The 26,206-nt window shown below is 31.7% G+C and carries 20 protein-coding genes and 2 tRNA genes; 6 read left to right on the top strand and 16 right to left on the bottom strand.

The genetic code is table 11. From position 1 onward, the window contains the following. Nucleotides 1-12: 12 nt before the first annotated feature. A complete protein-coding gene (locus EG814_RS14130; protein WP_125722546.1) occupies nucleotides 13-1,212 on the bottom strand; it encodes an outer membrane protein assembly factor BamB family protein in 1,200 nt (399 codons plus the stop codon). Nucleotides 1,213-1,317: 105 nt separating this feature from the next. After that, a tRNA-Glu gene (locus EG814_RS14125) sits at nucleotides 1,318-1,389 on the bottom strand. 580 nt (nucleotides 1,390-1,969) lie between these two features. On the opposite strand from EG814_RS14125, the gene EG814_RS14120 reads away from it, so the two are divergent. Together EG814_RS14120 and EG814_RS14115 are read left to right on the top strand one after the other, a co-directional pair. Next, nucleotides 1,970-4,636 (top strand): DUF6493 family protein, encoded by a 2,667-nt coding sequence (locus EG814_RS14120; RefSeq protein WP_125722545.1) that lies wholly within the window; start codon nucleotides 1,970-1,972, stop codon nucleotides 4,634-4,636. Continuing rightward, nucleotides 4,636-5,979 (top strand): SWIM zinc finger family protein, encoded by a 1,344-nt coding sequence (locus tag EG814_RS14115; RefSeq protein WP_125722544.1) that lies wholly within the window; start codon nucleotides 4,636-4,638, stop codon nucleotides 5,977-5,979. The genes EG814_RS14120 and EG814_RS14115 overlap by 1 nt, the downstream gene beginning before the upstream one ends. 257 nt (nucleotides 5,980-6,236) lie before the next feature. Here EG814_RS14115 and EG814_RS14110 read toward each other — a convergent pair whose 3' ends face one another. Then, nucleotides 6,237-7,262, bottom strand: coding sequence for a hypothetical protein (locus tag EG814_RS14110; protein ID WP_125722543.1), 1,026 nt, complete (start codon nucleotides 7,260-7,262; stop codon nucleotides 6,237-6,239). Nucleotides 7,263-7,849: 587 nt separating this feature from the next. Here EG814_RS14110 and EG814_RS14105 point away from each other — a divergent pair. Further along, the gene (locus EG814_RS14105; RefSeq protein ID WP_125722542.1) at nucleotides 7,850-8,743 is read left to right on the top strand and encodes a hypothetical protein; all 894 of its coding nucleotides are present in this window, start codon (nucleotides 7,850-7,852) and stop codon (nucleotides 8,741-8,743) included. Nucleotides 8,744-8,836: 93 nt separating this feature from the next. Here the strand turns inward: EG814_RS14105 and EG814_RS14100 are convergent. The 4 genes from EG814_RS14100 to EG814_RS14085 all read right to left on the bottom strand — a co-directional run bounded on the left by EG814_RS14100 (nucleotide 8,837) and on the right by EG814_RS14085 (nucleotide 11,719). Continuing rightward, a tRNA-Met gene (locus EG814_RS14100) sits at nucleotides 8,837-8,909 on the bottom strand. 91 nt (nucleotides 8,910-9,000) lie between these two features. Beyond that, complete coding sequence (locus EG814_RS14095) at nucleotides 9,001-9,525, bottom strand: DUF4269 domain-containing protein (RefSeq protein WP_125722541.1); 525 nt, start codon at nucleotides 9,523-9,525, stop codon at nucleotides 9,001-9,003. Further along, complete coding sequence (locus EG814_RS14090) at nucleotides 9,518-11,035, bottom strand: glycosyltransferase family 39 protein (protein ID WP_125722540.1); 1,518 nt, start codon at nucleotides 11,033-11,035, stop codon at nucleotides 9,518-9,520. Before EG814_RS14090 ends, EG814_RS14095 begins: the two co-directional genes overlap by 8 nt. A gap of 135 nt (nucleotides 11,036-11,170) precedes the next feature. After that, the gene (locus EG814_RS14085) at nucleotides 11,171-11,719 is read right to left on the bottom strand and encodes a DUF4494 domain-containing protein (protein WP_125722539.1); all 549 of its coding nucleotides are present in this window, start codon (nucleotides 11,717-11,719) and stop codon (nucleotides 11,171-11,173) included. A 399-nt stretch (nucleotides 11,720-12,118) separates the two neighbouring features. Between EG814_RS14085 and EG814_RS14080 the strand changes: the two genes are divergently transcribed. Continuing rightward, nucleotides 12,119-12,361, top strand: coding sequence for a hypothetical protein (locus EG814_RS14080; protein ID WP_125722538.1), 243 nt, complete (start codon nucleotides 12,119-12,121; stop codon nucleotides 12,359-12,361). Nucleotides 12,362-12,389: 28 nt separating this feature from the next. Here EG814_RS14080 and EG814_RS14075 read toward each other — a convergent pair whose 3' ends face one another. Together EG814_RS14075 and EG814_RS14070 are read right to left on the bottom strand one after the other, a co-directional pair. Continuing rightward, a complete protein-coding gene (locus EG814_RS14075) occupies nucleotides 12,390-13,328 on the bottom strand; it encodes a hypothetical protein (protein WP_125722537.1) in 939 nt (312 codons plus the stop codon). Nucleotides 13,329-13,415: 87 nt separating this feature from the next. Beyond that, entirely contained in the window at nucleotides 13,416-13,955 is a 540-nt protein-coding gene (locus EG814_RS14070; RefSeq protein ID WP_125722536.1) for a helix-turn-helix domain-containing protein, read from the bottom strand. Between the two features lie 189 nt (nucleotides 13,956-14,144). Here EG814_RS14070 and EG814_RS14065 point away from each other — a divergent pair, with 189 nt between their 5' ends. Then, nucleotides 14,145-15,611, top strand: a complete 1,467-nt coding sequence (locus tag EG814_RS14065) for a glycoside hydrolase family 130 protein (protein WP_125722535.1) — start codon at nucleotides 14,145-14,147, stop codon at nucleotides 15,609-15,611. 181 nt (nucleotides 15,612-15,792) lie between these two features. Here EG814_RS14065 and EG814_RS14060 read toward each other — a convergent pair whose 3' ends face one another. After that, a complete protein-coding gene (locus EG814_RS14060) occupies nucleotides 15,793-16,569 on the bottom strand; it encodes a TIGR03915 family putative DNA repair protein (RefSeq protein WP_125722534.1) in 777 nt (258 codons plus the stop codon). Nucleotides 16,570-16,574: 5 nt separating this feature from the next. Further along, nucleotides 16,575-17,831 (bottom strand): putative DNA modification/repair radical SAM protein, encoded by a 1,257-nt coding sequence (locus EG814_RS14055; protein WP_125722533.1) that lies wholly within the window; start codon nucleotides 17,829-17,831, stop codon nucleotides 16,575-16,577. 295 nt (nucleotides 17,832-18,126) lie between these two features. Here EG814_RS14055 and EG814_RS14050 point away from each other — a divergent pair, with 295 nt between their 5' ends. Further along, nucleotides 18,127-18,372 carry a hypothetical protein gene (locus EG814_RS14050; protein ID WP_125722532.1) on the top strand — a complete coding sequence of 82 codons (246 nt, stop codon included), beginning with the start codon at nucleotides 18,127-18,129 and terminating at the stop codon, nucleotides 18,370-18,372. A 48-nt stretch (nucleotides 18,373-18,420) separates the two neighbouring features. On the opposite strand, the gene EG814_RS14045 is transcribed toward EG814_RS14050, so the two are convergent. The 5 genes from EG814_RS14045 to EG814_RS14025 form a co-directional block, all read right to left on the bottom strand. Next, nucleotides 18,421-18,840, bottom strand: coding sequence for an arsenate reductase ArsC (locus tag EG814_RS14045; RefSeq protein ID WP_125722531.1), 420 nt, complete (start codon nucleotides 18,838-18,840; stop codon nucleotides 18,421-18,423). A 131-nt stretch (nucleotides 18,841-18,971) separates the two neighbouring features. Beyond that, entirely contained in the window at nucleotides 18,972-19,445 is a 474-nt protein-coding gene (locus EG814_RS14040; protein ID WP_125722530.1) for a DUF6428 family protein, read from the bottom strand. Nucleotides 19,446-19,503: 58 nt separating this feature from the next. Beyond that, nucleotides 19,504-19,830 carry an ArsR/SmtB family transcription factor gene (locus EG814_RS14035; protein ID WP_125722529.1) on the bottom strand — a complete coding sequence of 109 codons (327 nt, stop codon included), beginning with the start codon at nucleotides 19,828-19,830 and terminating at the stop codon, nucleotides 19,504-19,506. Nucleotides 19,831-19,964: 134 nt separating this feature from the next. Further along, nucleotides 19,965-21,062 (bottom strand): exopolyphosphatase, encoded by a 1,098-nt coding sequence (locus EG814_RS14030; RefSeq protein ID WP_125722528.1) that lies wholly within the window; start codon nucleotides 21,060-21,062, stop codon nucleotides 19,965-19,967. A 260-nt stretch (nucleotides 21,063-21,322) separates the two neighbouring features. Continuing rightward, the gene (locus EG814_RS14025) at nucleotides 21,323-26,170 is read right to left on the bottom strand and encodes a RecQ family ATP-dependent DNA helicase (protein ID WP_125722527.1); all 4,848 of its coding nucleotides are present in this window, start codon (nucleotides 26,168-26,170) and stop codon (nucleotides 21,323-21,325) included. Between the last annotated feature and the right edge of the window lie 36 nt (nucleotides 26,171-26,206).

The raw sequence follows: 26,206 nt of genomic DNA, 5'->3' as shown, positions 1-26,206 counted from the left end.
GCTTCTTTTTTATTATCGAATTATCTTTAAATAAGCGCTGTAAACGTCGTCTTTAAGAGAAGTTCGCATATAATATACGTTTTCGTCCTTTTCTTTTAAATCAAACTGAATCAATCCAGCATCACAATAATAATAAAGCAGGTTATCATCGTTAGGGAATTCAATATTTGAAACAGGAAGTGTAGTCAATTTTTCTTCAAAAGCGATTTCGCCGTTGGTTAAATCCAACTCGAAAAGCTTTTTCTTTTTGGTATATCCCCAAAGATTTTCGACCTCTTTAACAATATATTCTACGTTATCGTCTTTAAAATCGGTTTTCCAAAGTTGGGTTCCAGTTTTAGAATCTACAGCATATATTGATGAAACCTCAGCGCCTTGTGCCGCAAAGTATATTTTATTGTCGTGACAAACGATGCGCTCTTTTACGTTGTTTTGATTTTCGTCTATTTTAAATTGCCAAAGAACATCTAGGCTATTTGGTTTTAATGCGTAAAGCCAGTTTTTGTCACCAGCTACAAAAACACTTTCACCATCAGTAGTCGGTTTTCCGTTCATGGTTTCGTCAAAACTTTTTTGGCTGAGCAATTTTCCTGTATTGGCTTCAAAACAATATACATTGTTTCCGCTTTGAGTAAAAATTTTATTGTCGAAAAATAATGGCTCAATATCGTTAGTAGGAGTGTCCAGTTTGTAGTTCCAAGCCAGACTTCCGTCTTTTATGTTCAAAGCATATAAATTACTGTTTTGGTTTTGATTTTGTGCTGTAATAAATAGTTTTCCATTAGCTATAATAGGAGTTTGATCTTTTAAAACAATCTGATCTGTAATATTTCCCAATCTTGATTTCCAGAAAATGTTGCCGGTTCCGTTGTCTACGGCATAAATTTCACCATTAATAAACGGAATATACACAACTCCATCATGAATCGTTATTTTGTTGGCACACATTTCGGCAGGGGCATCTGAAGCTTTTACAGTCCAAACGATGCTTTCTACCTCTAGATCCCAAGAAAAAAGCGAACCATCGTAATCGTAAATTAAAATCGAAGTATCGTCTAGAGACTCTTTTTTAAGCGGTTTTATAGATTTGTTAGTAACAGTTTCTTCCGGAGGTAACTTGCTGTTGGTGTAATTGGTTTTGCTAACGGGAGCTTGTCCAGACATAGTAGCAAAGGCGAATACAAATAAAAGGGCTATTAAATTTAGTTTCATTGTGAGATTTGGGTTGATTTTTTTGATTGCTTTTCTCAAATATTTAACGAAGTAAATATAAACAAAAAAAGCTCTAGATTTCTCTAGAGCTTTTATCTTAGTAAGTAGTCCGTGGGGGAATCGAACCCCCCTTACCAGGATGAAAACCTGGCGTCCTAACCGATAGACGAACGGACCTGCTTTGCTATTGCGGGTGCAAAAATGCAACTATTTTTGGATTGTGCAAAGGATTTTTTGAGATTTTTTTGGATTATTTTTTAAAAAGCTGAAAAGCTGTTGTTTGTGAATTGTATGAAAAATGAAAATTAAGATTTATCTGAGATTCTAATGTCTTCTTTTTAGTGAAAATGTGGTAAAGCGTTCTTTATTTTATTTGAAAATTATAGAAAAGCAAATATATTTGAAATGGATGGATTGCTGTTAATAATAAATGAGTGAGAGTGAACTCACTTTTTGGATTAGTTCAAACGTTTACAAGCATTGATAGAGGAAATAAAAAAAACAAAATTATGGGTCATTCTAGCGAGAAGCATTCAAATATTTAACCAACTTTTTGAAAATTTTTAAATTGTTTTAGTATTTGCAGCTTAATTTATCTGATTTTTGTTTGTATAGACACTGTATAAATTCCAGAAAGCATCAATCAATCAATCAATCAATCAAAAGTCCTTCGGATTATTAGTAGTGAAAATATATATGGAATCAATAATGTGGTAATTAAGTTATGCCTCATGATAAAACGACAATATAAACAGGTATGGAAAAAATCATAAATATAATTAAGAACAAAAACTGGGAAGAGATTTTGAATTTCTCAAAAGTTTTGACAGAAGAGGAACGTTTTTCTACTATTTCTTTATTGAAAGAGCTTGATATTAACAGGGATATTTTAAAAAAGGAAGGTTCAGAATTAATTGGCCAGGAAAGAAATGATTTTTATGAAAATAGGAAACAATTAGATGCTTGTTTAAATTACTTTTTAATTACCTGCGTAAGAAATTATGACGAATTTAAAAAAATAGAAACCAAACATGAATTCTTTACTTCAAATCCTTATTACAGCTATATTTCAACCAATAATTTTGAACCACTTGTTAACTTCTATAAACTCTTTCCACCTCATTATCTAGATAAAGTAATTAAAGAGATATCAAAAGAAAGATTTAGAAACATAAACTTTAAGATACTTTGGAAATTTTATGAAAATAATTGGATCGAATTTGATGAAGAATTTTTTGTTAGAAGTTTGTTTACTTTACAAGGTTTTGACAATAACCATTTCGATGACGCTGAATTTTTATTAGAACATAGTGAATTGATCAAAAAAGTTTTTTGTAAATTTTATAAATATGAAATTCCAATTCTGGATTCAATAAAAGCAAACTCAATTGATTATTCTAACGGATTAAGTGCAAAAGCGCACGTTTATTGGACTGAAGTTTTCAAAATATTAATTAAAAACAATGCTTTTGCCAATAGAAGCATAGTAGCGCACCTTTTGGCATCATTGCTGAATAATTGGAAGAAACCGCATCTAGATTGGCATGTTAGATTGCTGGAATTGTTTCATCCCACGAAGGAGGAATTAATTGCAAATCAATCTATCCTATTTTCGGTATTAGGAACTGGACAAACTAGTTTAATAAATTATGTTGTCTTAAACATTAAAACAATCTACGCAAATAAGGAATTTGATACTTTATTATTTGTACAAAATGTTCCAATTATATTTTCGAATGACAAAACTGTAAAATCGATTTTAATAGTTATGGAAATTATCGAAAACGTATTAAGTAATTCATTTAAAATTGCCCTTGATTACAGGGAAAACTTATGTTTGCTTTTTATGCAATCTGAAGCAAAGATTCAAGAGAAAACGGCCAAAATTTTAATAAACTATTTTGATGATAAAGACTTAGTAACAATAGTATCGCCATTTTTGCCAAATCTAAAAAAAGTAGCAAAAGATATTTTAAAAGTTAACGACCTAGCTTCTGAAAATTTTGATGCTGTAATTGCTGAAAAGAAATCATTTAAAAAAATTGCACCAATTTCTAACTGGGATGAGCTTTTATTTCAAATAGGAACTTGCATACGAACAAAATCAATAATAGACATAGAGCTGTTTTTGGATGGAATTATTCAACTTCAATCTACTATACCATCTGACTATGTAAAACAGATAAAACCATATACAAAATCTCTTTTTAATAAATTTCATGAAAGTGATACGCTGACTGCATTTACATTATTTCTTGAGAGTTGGACAATTAAAAATGATGAAGGGTTTTCAAAGATGGATTTCAAGTATATTCCGTTTTTAGGCAAAAAGGCAAAAATGACATTTTTAAAATTAAAGGATAAAAACACATTGCCCTTTATATCAACACCAACTCATGAGCCATTTTTTGTACATCCGGAAATTTTATTAGAAAGACTATTGCAATATGAAAATAGTAATGCAAAAGTTGATTTGGAAGATTTAATCGTTGCTTGTAATAGAATATTAATAACGGAATTGGATGCTGATTTCAGCAAAGGCGTGAAAAACCTAAAAGGTTATTATTCTGATGCTATAAGATACTTTCTTGGAGTTTCTAGCAACATTAATTTTACTAATGAGACATTACCGCTTTGGACACAAATAACAAGAATTAAAAACCCATATGGAAATTTTCCTGAATTCGGAAAATCAAAAGCATCAAGCTATCCTTCTGTTGTTGAGCCATTCAATGTTGGTTTTAATATTGAAAAAGATGCTAATGAATATGCCACTTGGTATAGATTAATTTTAGATAATAACTGGAATTATACTTGGTACAATAAAGAAAAAACTCTTAGACAAGAAACAATTTATTACAATACAGCTTCCGCAGAAAAAGCAAGTAGAGTTGATATAGGCAATCAATTTTCATTAAATCCCAATTATCTTGATGCACTACTTTGTAGATATATACCAAATACAGCTACAGGAAATGAAGTTAGTGGGTTTGAAGAATGTTTGTATCCAATGCAATTTATTTTAGAACACCAACTTCTTATACATCATAGTGGTTGGCTATATGTAGCAGTATGTTTGCTTTTTGAGAAGAAAATTTCAAGAGACCTTGCATCAGAATATATTAATTTAGCTATAACTAGAAATGAAAATTTAGATGAGTTTGCAAAAAAATTAAGTAAGTTGATAAACGAAAAATTTGCACCAATAAACCGATTGATTGAGTATTTAGATAAACCTAATCATTCAAAAGAAACTAAACATTTTCAATTTCTTGTTTTGTCTAATTGTATAAAAAATTTTGATAAACAAAATCTACCGACTAATAGTAAAAAAGTTGTTCAATATTATAAAGAGTTGCAAAATGATTTAAAATTAGATGTTGAAAACGAAATAGAAGAGAGAATAATAGAAATAAAGAAATAATGGAAACAGAATTTATTTATCAATATAAAAACCCATCCTACTATCTTCAAGAAGAGAATAATAAAATTTTTTCATTCTCACATAATACCGAAATTGATGGAGATAACAATAAGCCTTGCTTTTTTTACGGAAATATTATTAATTCCTATTTAGCTTCCAGATGTTTAAGTGTATTGGCAAATACAGTAAGTTCTCATTTTGCATTAACACCTGGTCAAATAGCAAAACTAAAAGACCCAATAGTTTCTGTTGGAGCAGGTGAAATTCATTTTGAAGCGTTTTCTTCTTGTAATAGTGTATATGCTAGAATTAATGTTTTAAAGAATGGTGTTGATGGAGAATTTCTACATTCCGGTACTACAAATATTGATTTCAACAATCAAACAATTAGGGCTTTTAAGAATGTGCAACAATCTGAAAAATTACTATTAGGTATCGGTTCGAAAGAAGTACATGTTATTACAGAAAAACATAAAACCGTTGAAAATAAAGTAACGTTACCTAATAGATGGATTAAAGGTCTAGGAAATGTACAAGTATTTTTATCCGAAATGGAACTTGCTTTTCAATTAACCAAATTCGAAGCGTTACAATTATTTAAAACACTTCCTACTACACCAACAAAATCAGAATATTATTTAACAAAAGCCGGTGCTAATTATACTTTTTTGCCACTAGAGAGACCAAATAGTATAAAAGTCGGCGGAATTCACAGACTCAATTTAATACAAAAATTAATTTCGTCAGTTGACAGTCTATTTATTTACAGACATAATACCCAACAAAGCTTTGCCTTAATTTTAAACTTCAAAGATATTCAAATGACATATTTGTTTTCAAATAGTGTTTATCGAGGATTTTCGGGTGAAGGAAGGCTTTTAGAAGATTTGACAGATTCAATTTCATCAAACTTAATAAATGGAATGAACGGTTATTTTAAAACAAATGAAGTATTCAATCCGACATTGATTTCAGTTGAAAATGGAATTGATTTGAGAATAATGAATAACCTACAATCCAATTTGTCAGGTATCGGTTTACTAGGGTATAATTTATTTGATAATAACTATTTCTACAGGAGACTTCCATTCAAACTTGAAAGACTAATAAATTTTAACCCTAGATTAAAAAATGCTAAAAAAATAGTTGAATGTGATGAAATAAAAATTTTAGAAAGAACAGAAACTTATATCAAAGCACTTGTAAAGGGTTCGACCGATATCTACCACACTGTCATTAAAAATAATGAGATTTATCAATGTACTTGTAATTGGTACACTGCCAACGAGAACAATAGGGGACTTTGTAAACATATTTTAGCACTAAAAATTGCGCTTGAATAAAAAAGTTTTTCCATAGAAAAGCTGTTTCTCGCTCTCCAAAGTATTCTTACGGTAAGCTGTGCGAATGTCTCTGACTTCACGCATCTGCAATCTAAATCAAATTTTAGATAAACAAAAAAAGCTTCAGATTTCTCTGAAGCTTTTTCTTAGTAGCGGGAAGCATCAAATTATCTAACCACTTTATTGCAGATTGTTATGAGATTTTTGCATTCGCATCTTAAAGGGATATTTTACAACTAAATCCGTTGTAGTAACTGTTATTTGATGTTTTTCTCAATATCATCTAATGATCTTCCAAAAGTTTCCAAAATAAAATAATTAAACTCTTCTTTAGATTTTATTTCACGATAGGAAAGAGAAAGGTGTTCGTTAATTATATTCCACAGTATTAATTTTTCATTTGAAAAATCTCTTTTTTCAATAATTCTTAATTTATTCAATCCCCATTTTTTTTCTTCATTGTTAAGTGAATTAATTGATTTAAATATTAATTTGTAAACATCTCCAGAAATGTATTTTTGAAATGTTTTTAAGTATCTATCAAATTCCATATTGTATTTTTGAGAATCAGTACTTTTGTCTGTTCTCAAAATCGGATTATTTTCAATTATGTTATTTTTGAGTGTATTATCTAACAGATATGCATATTCATTAAAGAGATTGATCTTTGTATATTCATCTTCAGGACTAATTTTTGTGATTGTAATAAATTCACAAGGCATGCCTAAGTATAAATAAGCTAAGATTTTATGATGACCATCTAAAATAAATTCTACATTATTATCAGAATTATTATTTGCAATTGTTAAGACCTTTGGTTTACCACCTGATTTAATTAAATTCTTGTAAAAGGTCACTCTTTCATTTGAAATTAGTGAATAAGGTTGAGTAAACATATAATTGAAATTTTGATTATAATTTAAAAAATGATAACCATAAATATTTGAATTTTCATTATCTCCATATTCGGAATGTATATCTGCAAATTTTAACAATTTACTAAACGAACTAATTTCGTATTCACCTGATTTTAATAGTTTTAAAAAGGTAAGTATTTTAGATTCCAATTCTTCTTCACTTCCATTAATTAAAACTTCATTAAATTCAGAAATAAGTTTTTTTCTATCATATTCTGCGTTCAAAATAAAATAATGACCAACAGTTCCTTCATTATCGTTCCAGTCTGCAATGATTGGTTTTAAAATCTTTAGACATATAACGAGACCATCAAAAGAAATGTCAATTATATTTTGACCATTTTCTATTATTACATTTTTGTTCATATAAAATATCACATAACTAGTATATACTACTGATAACCGAATGCTTATTACCCCAAAATTGATAGATATGTCTAATAAACGTTAGGGTTTATTGTCAAATATATAATAATAAACTTATAATTATCAAAAGGACTTTTAATTGTTGAATGTTTTTCCTAATAATGGGATTGTGAAATCTATGATCTTTTCACAGTGATGAATAGGAACGCCGATCACTCCGAACACAACGATAGCGCAGATTTGTAATCTGTGCCCGCAAAGAGAGAAAAGTAATTAAAAACAAAAAAAAGCTCCAGATTTCTCTGAAGCTTTTTGTCTGTGTAGCGGGAAGCATTGAATTATCTAACCAGATTATATTGGATTATTACGATATTTTAGAAAGTGCATCTTAATTTTTTACTTTATATCTATAGTCACTTAAATAAAAAGTTCTTTTGAGAATTTGTTTTAAAAAAATATATATTTGGAAATAAATAATACACTAAATTTTGCACACACATCTGCTCGAATTTCATTGTCTTAAAATATTCTTTATACGTATGTTAGTGAGGACATTGAAAACCAAACGTTAGTGCAATAATTCACGAATGAAACAAAAGGAAAAATACAGATGTTGGTTTTTTGTCAATCAACACATTTTTGAAAAGGAATTTGAAAAATTTGAGCAAAGGGCGTCAAAAATATTCCTTGACTTCATTGCCGACAAAGATTACGGAAAGGGTATCGGACTTTTTTGGTTTGATATTTATGTAGAACCGACAGTAAACTTTGGACGGCATACAGATAATGTTCATACTGAGACTGCTCGTCTCTCAACTCATATTGACAAGCTGATTTTTGATAATGCAGACGATGATCTAAAAGTAAAACTTCTTCTCAATGCAGCTTTGCTTCTCACCAAATATTTAGCGGCAAAAGTACCCTTACCAAAGGGTTATAATGCAGAAAAGTTGCATGATGACTTTTTGAATTATTTAGCAAAACATTCCTTACTAATCGAGCAAATAGAAACTGACAAAACGATTATCAAATATTTTGAAACTACTCGCTTTCATTTCGTACGGACGGAAACTGCTGAAGTTGATAAGGACAAAATCCATTTTGACTTAAACGATATTCAGGATTTTATTAATAATCATATCGCTGGCAAGACATTCGGTGAATCTGTTACAGATTTTGACTTTGGATTTGAGCTATATGATTACAATGGCAGTTTGGCTGCGTTTTTGAAAGAAACAGAGAACTATAAAAGGTATGGCACAAAATACAAAAATTATCTTGTAGTTAAACATTTTGACTATTCACAAATAAAAAATCTTGACAGACAGCAGCAATATCAACTACTAAAATCCAAAATTTTGGAAGGCATAAGCGATTATGACGAACTTAAAAGAAAACCAAAGGACTTTGATAGGAAAGGATTTTACAATATAATGGAAAGCGTTTTGACTGCCTATGAAAAACAAAAGCCCCACCGCTAAAATCAAATGAAATAATAAATAAGTTATTGAGGAGTTTGAAAGTGAGAATTTATAAAATAAAAAAGCTCCAGATTTCTCTGAAGCTTTTACTTGTAGCGGGAACAGGACTCGAACCTGTGACCTTCGGGTTATGAGCCCGACGAGCTGCCTACTGCTCTATCCCGCGATGTTTCGGGTGCAAAGATACACACTAAATACGGTTTTGCAAGTTATTTTGGAATTTTATTTTTTAAAAATTCTAAAAGTGATGTTTTTTCTTAAATTTTATAATCCAATAATTCTTCGTAAACATTTCCATTTAAGCCTAATAGAAGACCAAACGCGGGTTCAGTTTTTAGGCCTTTTTCTTTTAGACTAATGATCTGTAATCGGAAGTTTTCGCCTCTTGAACTCAAAATTTGGTGTTCTATAACCATATGTCTATAGCCATTTTGAAGTTCAGTCGGAATATTTTGTCCGAAGATTTCAATTTCAAAAGTGTCGATAAAGAAATTGGCGATAATAGATTCTTGGTTATTGATAAGTTCTTCGCGAATCGTAAAACGGTTTTCTTTTCCGAACAATTTTTTTGTCTTTTCTATAAAATCAAGTTTGTTTTCCCAATAGCAGACAATATCCAAATCGCTATCTTCAATATCAATATTAATCGGAATTGTGCCAACCAGAATAGGGTCAAAATCGGCAAGGTTTTCCAAAACTTTATGATTGGTTAAAACACTAAACGCCGCTATCTGTTTTGCTGTTCCAGTTTGTAAATACGATAGGTTTTTGAAATTAATCATTTTTAATGTTACTTTTTTCTTCGTTTATTTCCTGTTCCAATCTCTTGTTGATATCGATTTTGGCATTCGTGAAAACGAAAATTGTCGTTCTGTATTCTCTAGCATATTGATTGCTGATTTGTCCCCCAATTACTGCCGATTCAAAATACGGACTTGTTTCTTTGAGTTCTTCATTGTTTTCGTCAAATTCCTTAACGCGGATTAAGTTTTTGTATGGAATGCTAAGATCAAACCAATTCAGATAATCGGCATTGAAAGAAACGGCTTTGATTCCTTTTTTCGAATAAAAATTAATCGCACCAGCTTGTCCGTAATTATCGCAAAGCACAATAGTCTCTTTCTGATTCGGCAACAAAGCATAAAGCGAATCTGTTTTTCTAGCCAATTCTTTCCAGCCCAGCATATCGGCAAAATCCTGCGATAATTCATGTTCTTTTCCATCTTCCCAACGATGTGCTCCCACTTTGTTTTTTACTAGATACTCTGGACTTTTATTTGGAAATGCGATATTGTACATCGGAATAAAAAGCAATAAAGGAAGTGCTATAAATACTATTTTTAAATACCTTTTTTTTCCTTCGTTTAAAATTTGCGACAGAAAAACAGAACCAAACGCAATATAAATAGGGTACAAGCCAATTACATAATATGATTTTGCTTTGAAGTAAATAAAAATCAAAAGTGTAAAAATAAAAGTGGCAAAAAAGAGTCTGTATTTTTGAAAAGGTTTATAACGTAAAACAGAAAAAAGTCCGGCGAGAATAACCAATAAACTTCCGATAAAAAACAAAATCTGATCTTTTAGAAAATCACCTAAATCAACATTAACCAATTGTGTTGCTGCTAATTCCTTCATGTGGTGCACAATCGGAAAATGATTGCTGTACTGCCAGTAAAGATTTGGCAGAATTAGAATTAAACCTAAAATCAAGGCAAAATAAAACTCTTTTTTAATCAGGATTTTTCGCTGTTTCGAAAGTAAAATAGCAGGAATTAATCCGAATAATAAAAAGACAATATTATACTTATTCAAGAAACCCAAGGCAAAAATTACGGCTCCAAAATAGAGCCATTTTGTATTTTCAGAAGTTAGATATTGTATTAAAACATAATAAAGCGCTGTCCAGCATAAAACGTCAAAAGAGTTGGGTTGATAAAGCATGTTTAAACGCAATAAACAGGAAAGCAGAACACATAATGCTCCAAGAATAAGCGCGTAAAGATTGCCCTTTAAAAGTTCGATAGTTTTCCAGACAATCAAAAGTGTTAGTGCGCCAAATAGGGCAGGGAAGAACTTGACCCAGAAAACCGAATTTCCAAGCTGTAAAATAATATACGAAAACCAAGAAGTAACCGGCGGAACAGATAAATATCCCCAAGCCAAATGATGCGCTTGATCGAGATGCAGATATTCGTCGCGCTGCAAATCATATTCAGGACTAATTAATACATATTGCAGAATGAATTTCAAAAGTATAAATCCGAATAGAATTAGGTTCTTTTTGGTCATGCTTTTTTGGTTTTTGGTTTAGAATTGCAATCTACAGCTAATATATTATTTTAAAGATAAACAGATGAATTTTAGGTAAATAAAAAAAGCTTCAGAACATTCTGAAGCTTTATGTTTTTTTGATGTTTTAGAATATTATTCTTCTACAGCAGTTTCAAATTCCATGTGATCGATAATTTCGGCCTCTGGTTTTTCTGGTTTAGAAGCTTTCAGCGCATTGAATCTTTCCAACATTTCTGTTTCGCCTTCTTCACCGCTGAAATAAGGGAAAACATCCATAATAGCTGTTTCTGTAATAGCCGGAATAGAATATTCGCCCATTGTATTTTTCATTATATGAAGTGTGTTGTCAAAAGCTTCTCGCACGTCATTTGCCTGAACTAGCATATACATGCTTGTTTTTCTCTCTTTGCCACTTTCTTCATCATAAGCAATTAAAGTGATTTTAGATTTAAACCATCTATCAGCATTTTCAAAAGGATGAATTTCAGCATAATTTGCCACTTTAATAGCTGTGATTTTAAATTCTTCACTAGTGTAAGCGGCCATTTCTTCGGTCATTCTTTTTTCGGCTTCTGTATAAGACAGCGCGTCAACCAAATAAGGCTCGGTTAAAACTTTTTGTCCACCAGTTTCATCTGTTTTTCTATATTTTACTTTGCATTCGTACCAAACTGCGCTCATCTCTTTAAAATTTTTAAGGACGTCAAAGATAAATTTTACAGGAAAATAAACAGTTAAATCTTGAAATAGATATTCACAATTTTAACTGATTTTCGGTAACCTTTTGATGTTCTGAAAGTTGTGTTTTTGTTGTGCGATTTATTTTCATAGCAAAAAAAAAATAAAAATCTGTCTTGTGTTTTTAGCATTAAAATATTGAAAAACAATTGTTTGTTTTTGCTTCCATAAAATTGTTCGAAAAAAATATAATTTCTTAAATCCAAAAAAACACTTTGTTCGTAAGTATCAATAACAATGGCTGGGAAATGAGGTAAATTCAAATGGTATTAGTTTTTGGAGCATATTGAATCTTACCGCATTTCGAGCTATTGTTTTTTTATCATTTTTAAAAATAAAAAGTTGGGGAAATTAAACGTTCAAAAGTTAAAAGAAACTTTAAAATATCTGGAAACAAAACAGCGCGAATTAAAAAGGCAAGATCAAAATGATACGCGAAGTCTAGAATCGATGATTAAATATTTGAAAAAAGATATGCTCGAACAGCATAGTTTATCAGATCATCATCAATTGATAAAACAAGAAATTAAAGACACCGAAAGTTTTATCGAAAACGTCAAAAATATTATCAAAATCAATTCTTAAAACCGTTTTTTATTGTAAAATTTTACTTTTATTCCAATTTAAATTTTTCGTTTTTGCAATCCAGAATCAATTTGTGATTGAGGAAAATCTTGTTGCCAATCATTCCCTGCATTCCAGATCGCTTCATTAAGAATTTTTGTAGCGCTGAAGTTCCTTCTATATAAGTAACTTCAGAAAGGTTTAAGATTGTTTTTTCAAATTGTATTTTCTTTTTCGCAGAAGCGGAATAAACACTCAAGGTATTTCCCCATGAGTTTCCTTTTTCGGTTTTAATGGCGCTGTTTTTTGTTCTATATTTCTGCCAGATTTCTTTGGTTGTGATCAATTCGTAACCGCTTGTTCCCGTATCGTATAGTAATTTTAGATTTTCATTTTCTAGAATTGAAGGAATTAAGATTTTACGTTTTTTGAATTCAAAATTGGTAAAATTATCTTCTTTGATTTTTTCGATAAAAGAAAGTTGATTGTTTTTAAAATCTAAAATGGTAATTCTTTTTTCTAACAAATCGGTTCCGATTGTGCCGATTATGTTTTCTGCATTTGGATCATCAAAATTGACTTTTTCTCCATAATTCAGAATTTCAAAAGTCTCAGAAACAATATTCATATTGCCAATTTTGAAAGCTGTTGAAATTTCATTTTTTTCTGAATTCATTTTAATCTGATTTGGGAATTTTTCAGCAATCGATTCTAAAGAGTTTTTGTAAAAAACTGTAATTGCCGAACCCGAATCAAATTGCATGTAAAAAATGGAATCAATTCCCTTAAATTTCACTGGTAAAAGCAAAGCGGAATGAGAATTCTCGTTGCTGGAAATCCATTTCATCTCAATATTTTCAGCAATTCCCATAACTTTCAAATAATTCTCTGGCGGAGTAAATTTCTTTTGGAAATAAAAATATCCTCCAATCAGGAATACAACGATAATAACTAAAAATGTGGCTGTGATTTTCTTAACTAATTTCATGTCTAATTTTTGTGCAAGATTCGGCTTTCCTTTCCGTTTTTCGTGCAAAAACAATACGACAGTTTTACGCCATTTTTATGACTGTATTTATAAAAAATTGGTTTTCAGTTTGATAGCTAATTGTTGTTTTTGGTTTAAACTGATTCCGTTTACAATAACAATTACTAATTTTAGACAAAGAATGGCGACAAGAGGAATTAAAAACAAGGGGAATTTTAGTGAAATTGCACTTTGAAGAAACAGACTTATAATCATTAAAAGCGATAAAATAAGACTTAAAACAATCTGAACGCTTACGATTTGTTTTCCTATTTCTTTATTGGAAGAATCTGCGGTTTTATACGTTAAGATTAAAGGAAAAATAAGGCTTCCGAACGGAATAACAAGTCCTGATAAAACAGAAAGATTAATGAGTTTGGCTCTTTCGATTGAAGTATTTTCTTTTTTGAAAATGATGTTTTCAGGATTGGTTTCTAGAGCTTCGGCGATTGTTTTTAGGGTAAAACCTTTCAGTATATTTCCGGCTTCAATTCTCTGAATAGTTCGCAATGAAAGACCCGATTTTTCGGCAAGTTCATTTTGAGTCATGTTTTTTTCTTCTCTCAAAAATTTAACTTTATTCTTCATTGTTCTAAATTATAATATCGAAGCTAAATTAGGAAAAAAACTTTTGATGAAAATAGTATCTAAAACCTTACAATTACAGGATAATTCAAAGTTTTAATAAAAAAATAAGTTTTTTTCTTTAACAAAAATTATTAACTTGTTGTGTAGTAAAAAGATTCCCTAATGTTATTATTATAAAATTTTCCAGTTATGCGAGTATCCGTTGTTCGAAAAAATATAAAATTTACCCCAGATTCTAGAAGAGTTGTTGCCCGATATTTTATGAATGGGCAAGAAAGAACCCAGCAAATGGTGGTTCGGATAATGATGCTCGACGAAAAACAAGTCTTGCAGACTTTGGAACAGACCCTTCGCGAATTTGCAAGAAGGCATCGAAATATTTCGGCGGTATTTTTTAGACATTGCGAGAGAATAAGACCTATAATAGAAGGAATGCAGATTGATTATGAAGCTTTGTCTTTGGACCGAAAAATGCTGATTGGTTCTTTTTGTACTATGGAATATGCGATAGAATCTGCAGCGATTTTTAATCCTTCTATTGTAGAAGATTTTGACCAAACCGGATTGGAAGCAGGAGAAAAACGAGTTATTATTTCTTTTCGCGCGACGGGTGAAGGTCATATTTCGTCGATTGTTTTTAGAAGAGGAATTTTGGATCGCAACAATGATCTGCACATTATGAAAATTGGAAATCATATTGATAAAGCAGAAATTGAACATAAAACCTTATTTAATAAAGAGCGATTTTTAAGTAAGCTGTATGAAATGCATACAACTGATAAATATATTGCTCAGATTATGCAGGATCTTCCTGATGAATTTGAGTTTGCAGTGCTGAAAAATACGCTGATTGAAGCTTTAAAAGATCCTTTGATTCGAGAAGAAAGAAAAGTAGCACTCCAAGAAATATTGTGGCTGGCTAATTCTTTTTACGATTTGCAATTTAAACACGATTCTGACATCACAGAGCGTGTTATATTTCCGATCTCTGATTCTGAAAGCCGTGGAATAGAAGATGCGCGTTTTGTGCGTTTTGTTGATGACGATAATTCAGTTCGAGTTATGGCAACTTATACGGCCTACAATGGTCATACGATTTTGCCAAAGTTAATCTCTACCGAAGATTTTTATAGTTTTAGAGTAATGCCACTTCATGGAGAAGGAGCGCAAAACAAAAATTTGGCTTTGTTTCCTAGAAAAGTAAAAGGTAAGTATGCCATGCTGGCGCGAATTGATGGTGTAAATAATTACATTATGTTTTCTGACAGAGTTACGCAATGGAATAAACCCGTTTTGCTACAAAAACCACGTTTTAATTGGGAGTTGACCCAAATAGGAAATTGCGGATCGCCACTTTGGACAGAAGAGGGTTGGCTTGTTATTACACATGGCGTAGGAACTATGAGACGTTACTGTATTGGTGCTTCGCTGTTTGATCTTGATGATCCATCAAAAGAAATAGGAAGACTTTCAGAACCGCTGCTTTCTCCTCTAGAAGATGAGCGTGAAGGTTATGTGCCTAATGTGGTGTATTCTTGTGGTGCCATTATTCACAATAGCAGTTTAATTCTACCTTATGCCGTATCCGATTATTGCTCAACTTATGCCGTTGTTGATTTGGTAGAATTGCTGGATGCGCTTAAGAAAAGTAAGTAAAGTTTTGTGTAATTTTTTAACATATAGAAACATAGTTTTTGAAAATTTTAAAAGAAGGCGTTCACTAATTTAAATACACATAGTTCATATATGTGTTAAAACTAGTTTCTTTTATCTCCTTTTTTCAAGACAATAGTCTATGTTTCTATGCGTTAAATTTAATTTTACTTCTGAATTAATATTATCTTTTGTTGAGGTTCGGAATTTTTTCAGTCAGGTTTTTCCAGTATCGTTTTGGCATGTGTTTGATATGAAGCTTGGTGTTTTTTCTCGATTCAATATTGACACTGCTAAAATAGTTACGCCACAAATTCTGGAAAAATTCTTCATTTTCATCATTTATTTCGGCTAGAAAGCTAGAAGAGGGATTAGACTCAAACTGCATTTCGACTGTAGTAACATCTTCAAGGTCATAATAAATTCCGTATCGGCGTTTAGAGTCATAAATCAGCCAGCGCTGGTCGGCGTAACGATTTTTAAAATGCTGTTCTATAAGTGGCAAAACATCACAATCAGGTTCTACGATGGCATAATACAAATCGTCTTTTGTGAGTTTAAAACGAACAAAAGCTTTCATTCTATGGCTTTCTTTTCCCGTTAAATGCGCCGCTTTTTTTACATTTAAGACTTCGCTTCGGCTTAAATCTCCTTCGATATTGATCGGACTTGAAAAAGCATATTGTACAAAACGAAATAGCATTTCTTCAATCTGATCCAATTCTGATAAAAACGCCAAATAAATACTGCTGAAACCATTTTTAGAAAGACGCTGTTCGAGGCCATTCAAAACCCTATTTGCTTTATTATTGTCTGTAATAACAAAATGCGTATTTGAAAAAAGTAGCCTGTTCGAATTTTCTTTTTTTGCAAAAACAACATCTTTGAGTTTGTATTCGTAGCTTTCAAAAACGGCGCTAAGCCAGCCTTCGTAACTTCCGTCGTAAATTATTTGTGTCATTTTAATTAAAATAAAGAAAGCTGGTTCGAAAAATCATTCTTGTATTTGCTGTTTTGCATATTGAGAATCTGACTTTTTATTTGAATAGAAGTTAAATCTTTCTGCATATAAAAAGGCGACGAAAATGCCAAAAAGTATTTGGAACGGCTGTAAGCAATTCCTAATTTCTTTAAATCATCAGGCTGTAATCTTTTGAAGTTTCTGGCTGCAACGATTTTTTTAGCGCTCAGAAAACCAATTCCAGGAATGCGCTGAATTAGTTCTAAATCTGCCGTATTAATATCAACGGGAAACTGATGTAAATTTCGTAAAGCCCATCCTAATTTTGGGTCAATATCGAGATCAAGATTAGGCTGGTCAAAACCGACAATTTCGTTGACATTAAATCCGTAATACCGAATTAACCAATCGGCCTGGTACAAACGATTTTCGCGAATCATTGGAACAGGAGTTCCAATCGCAGGAAGTCTGTTATCATGGCTTATCGGCACATAGCCAGAATAATACACGCGACGCATTTTCATTTGTTCGTAAAAATAATTGGCCATTCCAAGAATTTCCATGTCGTTTTCTTTGGTTGCGCCAATTACCATTTGAGTGCTTTGTCCCGCGGGAGCAAAAAGCGGAGTTTTGTAATTGGCTTTTTTCTCCTCTTGATAACCAACGATTTCATTTTTAAGATATTCCATTGGTTTAATCACATCGGCATGATTTTTATCTGGAGCCAAAAGTTTCAGACTTTGTTCTGTTGGCATTTCTACATTTACGCTCAAACGATCGGCATATAATCCAGCCTCTCTTAGTAATTCTTGGCTAGCTCCCGGAATCGCTTTTAAATGAATATAGCCATTAAAATTTTCTTCTAATCGCAGTTTTTTGACAATTCTCACCAAACGTTCCATAGTAAAATCTGGATTATCAAAAATACCAGAACTCAGAAATAAGCCTTCAATATAATTTCTTCGGTAAAAACCAATCGTTAAATCAACAACCTCTTGTACGGTAAACGCAGCACGTTTGATGTCATTGCTTTTTCGGCTAACACAGTAGGCGCAGTCAAAAATGCAATGATTGGTAAGCAGAATTTTCAGCAGAGAAACGCAGCGACCGTCTTCTGTAAAAGCGTGGCAAATACCGCTTCCGGTATCGCCCAATCCTTTGTTTTTGTTTTTGCGTGTGCTTTGCCCCGATGAGCAAGAAACATCATATTTGGCAGCATCTGCTAGAATTGCCAATTTCTCCATTACTCTGTCCTGTACCATTTTGCTCTCTTTTAAATTGTTTTGGAAATGAAAATTCAATCTTTCAAAACTAAGAATTCAGGCTAAAAAAGGTGCGAAAAGGGCTGTTCTAAATTGTATCAATTTTTTTTAAGAAGTCATTTTCGTATTAAAATTTTAATTAAATTTAAAACCCTGAAAAACAGGTATAAATACGGGGTTGTAAATTGTCAAAACTTTTTACATTCGCCCAATCGAAAAACTAGTTTTCCCCCCTTAACATTAGTTTTTCAGATTTTAGGAGTATTAGCAGATATTAAGAAAAACGGCTAAAACAATGAAATTTGTAAAAGGACAAGATGTTTCCTACACTGCATTGAGTGGGAGATCTTATAAGGGTACCATTATCGAAAGGAAAATGGATTTTAAAAGGGGACTTATAATAAAATCAACTTCAAAAGAAAGAGATTTTCATTATCTTATTGAAGTGCAAAAAAACGGCACGACCGAGAAAATTCTTTGTGCCGAAAATCATCTTAAATTATTAGAAAAGAAAAAGCGAACTGCAAAAAAGGCGGCCTAATCTAAACACAAAAAGCTCCAGATTTCTCTGAAGCTAGTAGGTCGTTGTTTATATTAAATGTTCTGAAACAAAGTTTTTGCAATACGTTTTTATCAATTCTCTAACGGTTCTAAATTGTTCTGTTATTTCAACATCTGTTCCTGTTGCCTTTGCGGGATCAGGAAAGTTGTAATGAAATTTAACTGCTTTTGTTGGGAAAAATGGACATCGCTCTTTAGCATTATCACAAACAGTAATTACGAAATCAAAATTAATATTGGCATATTCCTCAATATTGTTAGAAGTATGATTTGAAATGTCAATTCTATCTTCTTTCATTATCGAAATTGCTTTTGGATTTACCCCGTGCGTTTCGACTCCAGCGCTATAAATATCAGCTTTATTTTCTGCAAAAAATCTCATATAGCCTTCCGCAATTTGACTTCTACAACTATTTCCGGTACAAAGGATTAATATTTTCTTTTTCATAATTAAACGAATAGCCAAATGATATTTATAATGCAGAATTTTGGTTCAAAACCGAAAATTAGCTGTAGTAAAATAACAGAAATGGTTATTATAATTGTTTTTTTGTGTTTATATATTTTCTCTTTCATTTGTTAACAGCATCCCGAATTTGGAGTACAGCAAGAAGCGCTATCATTATTTAATTGAATTAAATTGATCTTTTGCTTTTCTGCTGGAATGCCGCAAGAATCTTGTGCTAAACAGGCAGTTGTTTTATTTTTTAGGATAAATGTTTTTCCGTTAAATCCTAAATCATATTTGCCAATTGTTTCATTTTGATATTCGACTTCAATTTCAAAATCTTCAATATTTAGCTTCTCTTCTGATAGTTTGATGATGTGTAATAATTTGGAAGGCTTTAATCGATGTTCAAAATCATTGGCATTCCAAAGCTGAAAGTTTACAGCTTTTTCAGTTCTGATAACTCCTCCGCAATCAATAAAATGTTTTGTAACGATTCCAACTTCAGTAACATGAAAATGTTCGGGTACAAAAGTTCCGTTTTCTAATTGAAACTCAACATTGTCCAATGTTGGTAAAATCTGTTTTATTTCTGATAATTTCATCTTGTTTTTATTTATTGGTTAAATGCAATATTACGATAGACCTTGTAAAAAAAATGTTTTAGCAACATTTTGATTTTGATAAGGTTTGAGTGATTTTTAAGAAATAGGAGTTTAAAATATCAATTGTTTTTTCATCAATGCAATAGCAAATAGTATTTCCAGAAATGCTTCCTTTAATAATTCCAGCATTTTTCAGCTCTTTTAAATGCTGAGAAATGGTAGGTTGGGCAAGAGGCAGTTCGTTCACAATATCTCCGCAAATACACTCATTAACTTTTAATAAATATTCGATAATAGCAATTCTTGCAGGATGTCCTAAGGCTTTAGCGATAATAGCTATCTGATTTTGTGCATCGGTAAAATGTTCTGTCTTTGTTGCTCCCATTTTTTTTGTTTTATAATATTGCAATATTACGATATTGTTTTGAAAGACAAATCTTTTTTAACAGATTAATTTGGTTTAAAAAACAAAAGCTCCAGATTTCTCTGAAGCTTTATTATTTTAGAAAAAGAAAATACTTAGAAATTAGTATTAATCTTTTTTGAACGGTCAGCAATAAAAGAGATTAACCAGATTACCTGTCCTTCTTTTACAAAGTAAACTTTCTTTGTTGCTAAATCTGGAATACTTTCCAAGCAAGTTACAAGAATGTTATTTGCCGAAATCAGGTATTTTTGGTCGTAAGTGCCTAAAACCCTAGCCGCTTCTTTGTCTGTTTTTGCAAGGTTGGTAAACTTACCGAAGTTGTTTTTAAGAATAGCATCATAATCAATAACATCCTGAAGAGTTAAAGCAACATAATGATCTTTGTTAACATTTTCGTCAAAGAAAAGAGTAGAAAACGCCCAAACAGCACCACCAGATAAATACAATTTATCCTTTTTTGCTAAAGGAGGATTGGCATCAAATAACTCTTTGGTTTTTTTACGCAGAATTACATTATAATCAAAAGATTTTTCTTGATAAGTAGACATATCGTTTACCTGGCTTTTGTTTACCACTGTTTTTTCTACAGCATCAGTAAGCGTCATGGTTCCGAAACTAAGTTCTAAAGGAATAAACTCTAATTTACCGTCTTTAAGTTCGTCGATATAACCTCCTTTTGTCGTTTGTGCACCAATATCAAGAAGGAAAGCATTAGCAAAATCAACTGGAGGAATAGCGCCTTTAACAAGCGTTTTTGCTTCTTCGTTAACATCTAATATTTCTAGTTCTTTCCCAGTTAAAAGAGCAATTTTTTTCTTTAAAACATCTACGTTACGTGCAGAAGCAAAAACAGGAGCGGCCACAACAAAAATGTTTTCTTCAAGAATTTTGTTTTCGGCTTTAATTTTTTGTAATTGGTTTGTAACGGTAACGGTAGTTTTAGTAATGTCTTCCTGAGTAAGTTCTCCATTTGCAGTAATATGATCGGCAAACGGAATTCGCTCTGTCCAAAAGGAAAGGATTTTATAATCGGCTTTTCTAATATTGCTTACATCAATAACAGAAACTTTTATAGCTCTACGTCCAATTTCGATTCCGGCATAGACACTTTTCTGAGAGAATAAATTAAAGGAAAAAAATAAAGTTAGAAGGGTAAAAAATAAGATTTTGGGGTTGTGTTTGTTTTGCATTGTATTGATTTGCGGTTATAATAATTGAAAATGTACAACAGTTGTTAGTTGGTTTAATTTGAGAATACGCTTACCAGTGGCGAGATGGCGTAAAATATAAACTACTAATTTTTAAAGCTGCAAATTTACAAAAAACATCTGCTAAATAGAAAGCACCTGATTAAGAAAATATTATTTTAATCAAGAAAAAGAGGACGGAATATGCATAATATTGAAAATTATGGTCGGAAATTGAAGATTTATCTTGTAGTATTGGCTAGCTAATGATTTTGGATAATTTCAAAATATAGCTCTGGTAAAATTATTTTAATTTCTTGTGACGTTTCTTCCTTGAACCAATACAATATAAAATTTACATTGGCACTTTTTAGTTCATAATGTTTTGATTTCATTTCTTCAATTTTCGAAATAAATTGCTTTGAGAATTTCAATACAGACTGCCCGTTTGAATTTAAACATTCGTTTCCGTTAATATGTAGTTTATCACCACACATTAGTTGAGAAACTAAACTCTGCCTGTCAATAAAATAGTCTAGCCAGATATCTTTTAAAGTCGTATGAACAGCAATTTTATCAGGTGCAGTGTATATTTCATTATCGTGTATTCGTTCCAAATTTTCGGCATTCAAAAGATTAAGATAATCTGCATTGAGATGAATATTTAAATTACGCTTTGTTCGCGTCATTGCAACATATAATTGCCGTTTAGCTTCATCGGTATCTTGATTGAAATTTTCAAGCAGGAGAAATACATTATCAAATTCTTTTCCTTTTGCTTTATGAATGGTTGATACAAAAATGGTTTCGCCATTTTGATTGTAAAAATCCTCTAATTTAGATTCGCTAATTAAAACTTCTAAATCAGATTTATACTTCTTATAAGGATTAGTGGTTTCAAAATCTTTGATAAGGTTCAGACAAACATCTAGTTTATTGCTCTTACTGAAAGTGTTTTTTAGCTCTACTTTGGCATTATCCCAAATATCATCACTAATGGTATAAATATCTGGTCCTGAATCTATTTTATTCAAGAAAAATCTAATCTCAATAAGATTGTATAAATTAAAACCGTCATTAGATTGTATTAGTTTAGCCTGAATGCCATTCTTTAAAAGCAGTCCCGTAATCTTTATCGCTTCATCGTTTGTTTTGGTAAGTACGCATGCAGTTCCCGAAAGATCTGTTGTAGCTATATCAGTTACAAGTGGTGTAATTAGATTGCCTCTTCGATACCTGATAATTTTAATTTTTCCATTATCGATTTGATTTGCTATGATTGGTGTTTCTTTTAGACGATGTTTAATTTGTCTGACATATTGATTTGAGAATTCGACTAAATTACGTTTGCTACGGTAATTTTCAACCAATTCATGTTTCATGGCATTGTTGTCATAAATAAACTTTTCAAGATATTTAGAACTAGCTCCTCTAAACTCATAAATATTTTGGTCATCATCTCCAACAGCAATAACTCTCATTTCATCATTCTGTTCCATTAATGCGTTTATGAGCGCGAATTCATCTGCATTCATGTCCTGAGCTTCGTCAATTACCAATACCGTTTTAGTGATTTTATTAGCCTCAACATCACCATTTTTAATTCTTTCAACTGTAGTGTTTAAAATGGCGGTCGATTTTTCTAAAGTGCCCACTTTACCCAAAAGATCAAAACAATAAGAATGAAAAGTTTTGATCTCGATGAAGTTTGCTGCGTTGCCAATTAGCTTTAACAAGCGTTTTTTAAATTCGGTAGCTGCAGCCCGAGAAAAAGTCAACATGAGCAACTGTTCATGTTTAACATCTTCCATTAATAAGAGAGAAGCCAATTTATGAACTAGCACTTTTGTTTTTCCACTTCCAGGGCCGGCAGCTACAACTATATGTCTTGTTTCATTATCATTAATAATCTTCAATTGAGTAGGAGATAATTCTCCAAATAGCTGTCTGAATTTTGCTGGTGTAATATTTCGCTTTATCTCATTTTGCCTGCTGCCTTTAAAATACTTGTTTAAAAACGAACTATAATTCAGTTGGAAATAATCTTCTACAAACTGAAGCGCATTTTTGTAATCGTCGATCATTCTTTGCGCATATTCGCCCACAATATGAATTTGTTGCACTTTACTTTCGTAAAACTGATTGAGTTTTTGATAGTCGTCTTTAGTATATTGTTTTTTATTGTTTTGTTCAGTACGCTCAATAGTCAATCCATTGTAGACTACAAGAAAACCGCCTTCTATTTTTATGGCTTCAATTCGGGAAAGGTAAAATAGGGTATCTTCAACATCATAAATACTAATTTCTTTTTTAAAAAGATTGTTGCTGTTATCATAAGCTGATTTTAATTCGTGAACCGAAAATTCCACGAGAATCTCTTCTTTATCTTCCTGATTATTTGCGATATTGCTCATTTTATTATCATAGAAAAAAGTAATAATAAAAGTGGCAAGTTCATGGCGTTTTTCAAGTTTATCTTTTAATTGTTCCTTGTTTTGAAGACAGAGTACAGCAATATGGTTTTTAGTATGGTCTAAATTTTTCCTTTTAATCCAGTTTTTAATTGACCAAAAGTTAATTAACGTTTTTATTTTATTAGTGTTTACATTTTCACAGCCATATTTTTCAGCTCCTTCGTTCAATTCTTTCAAATTAAAAACACACTCATCTTCCGTGAAAAGCGGTAATAAAAAGTTTTCAATTTTAGAATATGTTTCTAGGATGGCAATAGAACGGTTTTTATGTTCTGCTTTTTTTATAAAGGCAGTCAAGTCTCTTGCATCGGCTAGAATATTTTCTTCACGCAACAGGTTGATTATATTAATGACTTCTTCTCTTACAATTCCCAGATGATCACTAATATAATCTACCCTTGATTCTGCGGTTTCATTATTATTCTCCTTTCTGCTTTTGCTAGAAAACAGTTTTTTAATAATACGAACCCCCTGTTCTTTTTGCTTTTCTTCAAATTTTTTCGAGGCGTTTATTTTTTCAATAGCTTTCTGAGCATTTTCAGATAAAATGCTACTGGCAAAGACCCTTGGCATATTTTGTCCGCGTTTAAGATATCCTGCGTCTTCTAAGGCAGCTATTGCAGTAATGACTCGCGTTTCTATTTCTGCAACACTATCGTCCCAGCCTGCTTTACGGGCAATTTCTAAGGCAGAATTAGATACTTTAGAGCGAAATCGTGTAATATCTTTTATTGCTTTCCAAATTTGTTGAATTTCTTTTATTGAAAGTTTGGTTTGGTTTAGCAGAATAAAATGCTTGCTGAGGTCTTCTTCATTAAATAAAACAAAACAATCGGCCGAAATATTTTCGTCTCTCCCTGCGCGCCCTGCTTCCTGAACATAGTTTTCAAGTGAATCTGAAATTTCATAATGAATAACTAAACCCACGTCTTTTTTATCTACTCCCATACCAAATGCAGAAGTGGCCACCATAATTTTCGTTTCTCCATTTAAAAACGCATTCTGATTTTCGGTTTTCTCCTTTTTATCCATTTTGCCATGATATGGTTTCGCATTAAAACCATCTTTTACTAGCTGTTCGGCAAGTTTATAAGCTCTCAGTGTTCTGGATACATAGATAATTGTGGGGCATTTTTTCTCCTCAAGCAAATCTCTAACAGTCAAATATTTCTCGTCTTCATTTTGCTTTTCAAAAACCTTATATTGAAGATTTGTTCTCGATGCTTTTGAAGTGAATACTTCAAGATTCAGCGATAATTTTTCGCTAAAATAATCTTGGATATCTTCAATTACCTTCTGTTTAGCTGTTGCAGTAAAACAGGATACGGGTATGCCGTCTTCAAGATTTTTCTTTTTTTGAATTAATTTTATAAAATCACCAATGTAAAGATAGTCGACTCTGAAATCTTGCCCCCATGATGAAAAACAGTGGGCTTCATCGATTACGAAACGAGCCACTTTTCTACCTAAAATTAGTTTTTCGATAGTTTTTGAGCGCAATGATTCTGGCGAAATATATAAAATAGAAGCAGATCCGTTTTCAATCCTTTCTATAGATTTGGCTCTTTCTATGGGGTCTAATAATCCGTTAATAGTAACAGCTTCGGTTATTCCATTTTTTTCAAGGTTGTCAACTTGATCTTTCATTAACGACTGGAGTGGAGAAATTACAATGGTTAGCGCTTTAGAGTTTTCGGCACTCATAAGTGCAGGAACCTGAAAGGTAATTGATTTTCCGCCGCCAGTTGGAAAAACGGCTAGAACCGATTTATTGTTAACTGCTGCCTTAACGGCTTTTTCCTGAAGTGGTTCGCCACCATAGTTTCGGTACGAACTAAAACCAAAAAATTTACTTAATCCTTTAAATATATCTAAAGCGTCGTTACAGTAATTGCAACCTGTTAAGCAGGGTTTGCTTCGTAATAAAAACATTATTCGTTCTACCTCAGGATAGTTTTTAAGCACCCACGGAGGTGTAATAGAGTGCACTTTTTTATAAACTATAAACGAATTAATCAAGGAAAGGCAATACGCCAATTCAATAGGATGTTCAGCTATTATTTTATTTAAATCTGAATGTTCGCATATTTCGTCGCGGAATTTTGATCGAATAAGGCTTTCTGCATTAGAGCTTATGTGACTGTGGTTGACAAACCTAAAAAACGCGCCAAACTCTTTTGTACGATATAAAAGGCTGTAAAAAACTTTTTTTAGCGTTTCATCTGTTTGCCAAAATTGGGCAACTTCACTATTAAATAAATCTCGTGCTTTTATAGAATCATTTAGAGGATTATTTCTGTCTTCTGTCTGAAGCTTATCATCTTTCACTAATGAATGATAAGGCATAGTTGGAAATAATAATGCCGACAGATATAAAGTATCAATTATATTGAAAGAATTAATGCCAGCTTCATGAACCGATTTTCCGATGTATTTTATATCGTGATTTAAAATATTGTGCCCGCAAATATATTCGCTTCCTCGCAAAAACTGTGTGAAATGATCTATAGATGTTTGATGAAATACATTGCCGTCTCCCTTAATTGCACCTAAATCAAGAATTTTACCTCGAGATGGTTCAATTTCGGTATCAATAAATGTAATTAAACGGGTACTATTTTGTTCATCTATTAGCATTCAATTTTAACAATATTGTATTTTGGTTTTTTATTA

This window comes from Flavobacterium ustbae (genome assembly GCF_003946915.1).
Lineage (GTDB): Bacteria > Bacteroidota > Bacteroidia > Flavobacteriales > Flavobacteriaceae > Flavobacterium > Flavobacterium ustbae.
This window is presented reverse-complemented; position numbering and strand designations above follow the sequence as displayed.

What these genes read in the sequence shown, in the direction of transcription:
- EG814_RS14055 (WP_125722533.1), bottom strand. Translation starts at nt 17,831, where the DNA reads ATGGTACAGGACAGAGTAATGGAGAAATTGGCAATTCTAGCAGATGCT.
- EG814_RS14070 (WP_125722536.1), bottom strand. Translation starts at nt 13,955, where the DNA reads ATGAAGAATAAAGTTAAATTTTTGAGAGAAGAAAAAAACATGACTCAA.
- EG814_RS14085 (WP_125722539.1), bottom strand. Translation starts at nt 11,719, where the DNA reads ATGAGCGCAGTTTGGTACGAATGCAAAGTAAAATATAGAAAAACAGAT.
- EG814_RS14040 (WP_125722530.1), bottom strand. Translation starts at nt 19,445, where the DNA reads ATGAAATTATCAGAAATAAAACAGATTTTACCAACATTGGACAATGTT.
- EG814_RS14105 (WP_125722542.1), top strand. Translation starts at nt 7,850, where the DNA reads ATGAAACAAAAGGAAAAATACAGATGTTGGTTTTTTGTCAATCAACAC.
- EG814_RS14120 (WP_125722545.1), top strand. Translation starts at nt 1,970, where the DNA reads ATGGAAAAAATCATAAATATAATTAAGAACAAAAACTGGGAAGAGATT.
- EG814_RS14115 (WP_125722544.1), top strand. Translation starts at nt 4,636, where the DNA reads ATGGAAACAGAATTTATTTATCAATATAAAAACCCATCCTACTATCTT.
- EG814_RS14050 (WP_125722532.1), top strand. Translation starts at nt 18,127, where the DNA reads ATGAAATTTGTAAAAGGACAAGATGTTTCCTACACTGCATTGAGTGGG.
- EG814_RS14035 (WP_125722529.1), bottom strand. Translation starts at nt 19,830, where the DNA reads ATGGGAGCAACAAAGACAGAACATTTTACCGATGCACAAAATCAGATA.
- EG814_RS14075 (WP_125722537.1), bottom strand. Translation starts at nt 13,328, where the DNA reads ATGAAATTAGTTAAGAAAATCACAGCCACATTTTTAGTTATTATCGTT.
- EG814_RS14030 (WP_125722528.1), bottom strand. Translation starts at nt 21,062, where the DNA reads ATGCAAAACAAACACAACCCCAAAATCTTATTTTTTACCCTTCTAACT.
- EG814_RS14065 (WP_125722535.1), top strand. Translation starts at nt 14,145, where the DNA reads ATGCGAGTATCCGTTGTTCGAAAAAATATAAAATTTACCCCAGATTCT.
- EG814_RS14095 (WP_125722541.1), bottom strand. Translation starts at nt 9,525, where the DNA reads ATGATTAATTTCAAAAACCTATCGTATTTACAAACTGGAACAGCAAAA.
- EG814_RS14060 (WP_125722534.1), bottom strand. Translation starts at nt 16,569, where the DNA reads ATGACACAAATAATTTACGACGGAAGTTACGAAGGCTGGCTTAGCGCC.
- EG814_RS14025 (WP_125722527.1), bottom strand. Translation starts at nt 26,170, where the DNA reads ATGCTAATAGATGAACAAAATAGTACCCGTTTAATTACATTTATTGAT.
- EG814_RS14110 (WP_125722543.1), bottom strand. Translation starts at nt 7,262, where the DNA reads ATGAACAAAAATGTAATAATAGAAAATGGTCAAAATATAATTGACATT.
- EG814_RS14130 (WP_125722546.1), bottom strand. Translation starts at nt 1,212, where the DNA reads ATGAAACTAAATTTAATAGCCCTTTTATTTGTATTCGCCTTTGCTACT.
- EG814_RS14090 (WP_125722540.1), bottom strand. Translation starts at nt 11,035, where the DNA reads ATGACCAAAAAGAACCTAATTCTATTCGGATTTATACTTTTGAAATTC.
- EG814_RS14045 (WP_125722531.1), bottom strand. Translation starts at nt 18,840, where the DNA reads ATGAAAAAGAAAATATTAATCCTTTGTACCGGAAATAGTTGTAGAAGT.